The following is a 3,193-nucleotide window of genomic DNA, read 5'->3' as shown; positions in this document are numbered from 1 at the left end:
CGGTCGACCAGCCGGCGCGGCTTGCCCGGTCCGTCAGCGGCCACAAGGTCGTCGTACACGCACCACTCCAGCTCGATCTCGACCGAGCCGACCGCCGCCGACATGTCCAGGGACATCTCGCGCAGGCCCGCGACCAGCCGCCGTACCGCCTCGGAGGTCAGCGGCCGGTCGCCGTGGGTGGCGACCCGTACCGACAGCCGGTCGCCGGTGTCGAACCACTGGCGGTCCATGGGGACTTCATCGACATACGCCCGGAAGTCGGTGATTCCCTCGGTGCCGACCAGTGCCTCTTCCACCTGCCATGCCCATAGCTTCTCGCCGGACTCCAGCACGGCGGACTCCGCGATCCGGCCCAGGACTTGCGCCTCCAACGGAACCGCCGGACCCTGCGGTCCGACTCGTGTCAGCCGCACCAGATCGCCGGTGCGATAGCGCACCAGTGGCATGCCTTCCTGGAAGAGCGTGGTGACGACCAGTTCGCCGGTGGTGCCTTCCCGTAACCCGGCGGGACCGTTCGCGGTCAGCACCTCGTACGCCAGGTCCGAGGTGAGGGCGATCGAGCCGTCGGCGGCCGGATCACAACCGAGATGGCCGAGTTCGGCGGAGCCGTAGAAGCTGTGGACCGCGTCGAGGCCCCAGGCCCGCCGTATCGACGCACGCAGCCGGCCCGAGACCGTTTCGCCCGACAGCAGCAGCATCCTGGTGCCCAGCGCCGTGGCCGCGTCCCCGGGCCCGACGAGTGCGGCGAGCCGCTGGGCGTAGCCGGGAGAGGTCGCGATGACGTCCGCGCCCAGTTCGCGCAGCAGCGCGAGCGTGTGCGCGATGCCCGGTCCCTTGCCGACCGGCACCACCCGTAGCCCCAACTCCTCACCGGCCGAGGTGAAGTCGGGACCGATCAGCCAGATGCCGAAGCCGTGCGCGACGACCAGTGTGTCATCAGGATCGACACCGCAGGCGACCAGGCCTGCGGCGGTCCTGCGGACCGTGGCCGCACGGTCCCGGGCCGTGAAGAAGGCCGGTTTGGCGGATCCGCCGGTGCCACTGCTCGCATACGCCGTGACGCCCGTCCGCGCCGCCATCCTGGAACCGCCGCGCAGCAGATCGGCCGCGCTGGTGAACGGGATGTCCGCCCAGGCGCCCGCAATGGCGTGGGCATCGCCGTCGCTGCCACTGTCGCTGCCGCCGTGACCGGTCGGCAGATCGCGGTAGTACGGAGACGTCCGAGCCGCACGGTGTGCTGCGGCGCGCAGTGTGTGCTCCGGCCGGCTGGCGAGCGGCGCCATATCCCCGGTGCTCACGCCGGGCTGCCGTGGAGGTCAACGGACATCATCTGCAACTCCGGCTTGTAGGGTTGCGGAAGGCGGTGGTTGTCCGCGTTGAAGAACGCCTTGGAGATCGTGTCCATGTAGTGCACACCGCGCGGTGTGACCCGCAGGACGTCCTCGCTCTCCTCGGTGAGACCGCTCGCCGCCAGCAGATCCAGTGTGTGCGGGAACGCCTCGCGCAGTGTGCGCCCGAACCGTTCACGGAAGGGCGCCAAAGGCAGTTCGATGTGTTTGACACCGAGGACGGCGTAGCGTGAGCGACGGTCAGAGTCGGTCAGACGACGGCCGGCGAGCACGGGCAGCGCGCCGTCGCCGACCGTACGGGCGTACTCGCCGAGCGTGTGAATGTTCCAGTACACCGAGCCGTTGAGGAATCCGACCGCGCCCGGGCCGATCGCCGCGTACTCGCACTGCGGCGCCGCCCGGTGCCTCAGCTCGTACACCGACTCACGGCCCGGCAGACAGAGATCGAAACCGGCGCTGCTGCACGAGCCGTAGTGCCGGTATCCGGCGGCGGTGAGAGTGTCCAGCGCCGTCTGCGCCATCCGGACCTCGGTCGCCTCTCCGGCCTGGGGAATGGTACGCCCGAGCCGGATGCCCCGGCCGAGCGGGCCCATCGGATCCAGCAGCATCCGGTATGTACTGATGTGGTCGGCTCCGGTACGCACGGCCCGGTCCAGGTCCGCCGACCAGGAGTCCATGTCCTGGCCGGGAAGCAGGAACATCAGGTCGACGGCGACATTGTCGAAGCCGGCCCGTCGGGCGGCGGGCACACAGGCCGCGGACTCTTCCGCGGTGTGATGGGAGCCGATGGCCGTGAGCATCCGGGCGTCGAAGCTCTGTACGCCGAAGCTGATCCGGTTCACTCCGGCCTCGCGCAGCGCGCTCAGATACTCGGGAGTAGCGTGCGAGGGATGGCATTCCAGACAGACTTCCGCGGCTGCGAGGTCGAATCTCTCCCGGAGCCGGGCGAGCAGTGAGCCGATACGGGCCGCGGACAGCACCGACGGCGTGCCACCGCCGAAGTAGACGAAGTCCGCCCGGTCGATATGCGGTGCGACGGCGTTCCCGTACAGCGCGATCTCCTGCTCCAGCAGGCCGCCGAGCCGGTCCGGGCGTGTGCCGCTGAGAAACTTGTTGTAGTTGCAGAACGGACAGATCTGATCGCACAACGGGACATGCAGATAGATCCCGAAGCCGGCCGAGCCGTCGGTGGGCCGGGCCGTCAGATCCGCCGGCGTCAGTGGGCGGATGTTGACGGGAAAGTAGGTGATGTACTCGCACTCCCGCGCGAGCGGGCCGGTCAGGTCCGGGCCGCTCAGATCCAGAGCGCTCAGGTCCTGGCCGGTCGGGTCTGCGTCACTCAGGTCCGGGTCGGTGGTCATGCTTCGCCCTCCTCGGCGAGTCCGCTCATCAGATGCACGACATGCCGCATCGCGGTGTCCACCTCGGCCACCGACGTGCCGGCCAGGGCGAAGCCCGCGTACGGGACCTTCTCCGAGGAGGCCGTCACGAGCGTCGGGACGAAGGCGACGCCCTGGTCGGCGAGGGCACGCGCCACGGTCTCGAAGCGCGCGTGCAGACGTTCCTCAGGGATCGCCCTGGGCAGCGGCAGGGTGTCCTCGGTCCTGACGACCACCGGCCGGCCGGACGACGCTCCGAGGTTCGCGGCGATGGCCATGGCGACACAGGGACCGGTGCGGCGGGCGTTGATCTCGGTCGGCGCAAGCCGGCCGTCGCGCGCCCGCACGAAGTCGACGTCGAACCAGCCCCGGTAGCCCTCGGCCGCCAGCATCGCGCCGACCGCGCGGCCGAAGTCCGTGACCGGCCGGCGCAGCGGCTCGGGCAGCGCACCCGGCCCGGTGGTG

Annotated in this window: 2 protein-coding genes and 1 pseudogene; all 3 read right to left on the bottom strand. The window is 70.2% G+C overall.

What is annotated here, in order from left to right; genetic code table 11:
- The coding region (locus GA0115259_RS37405; protein WP_141716871.1) for a phenylacetate--CoA ligase family protein at positions 1–1,298 on the bottom strand (1,298 nt) is incomplete at its 3' end.
- A complete protein-coding gene (locus tag GA0115259_RS37400; protein WP_093605007.1) occupies positions 1,295–2,710 on the bottom strand; it encodes a coproporphyrinogen-III oxidase family protein in 1,416 nt (471 codons plus the stop codon). The genes GA0115259_RS37400 and GA0115259_RS37405, both read right to left, overlap by 4 nt.
- Positions 2,707–3,193: pseudogene (locus GA0115259_RS40935) on the bottom strand (hypothetical protein); the annotation flags it as partial. The pseudogene GA0115259_RS40935 and the gene GA0115259_RS37400, both read right to left, overlap by 4 nt.

Origin of the sequence: Streptomyces sp. MnatMP-M17 (genome assembly GCF_900091995.1) — a bacterium.
Classification (GTDB): Bacteria; Actinomycetota; Actinomycetes; order Streptomycetales; family Streptomycetaceae; genus Streptomyces.
This window is presented reverse-complemented; position numbering and strand designations above follow the sequence as displayed.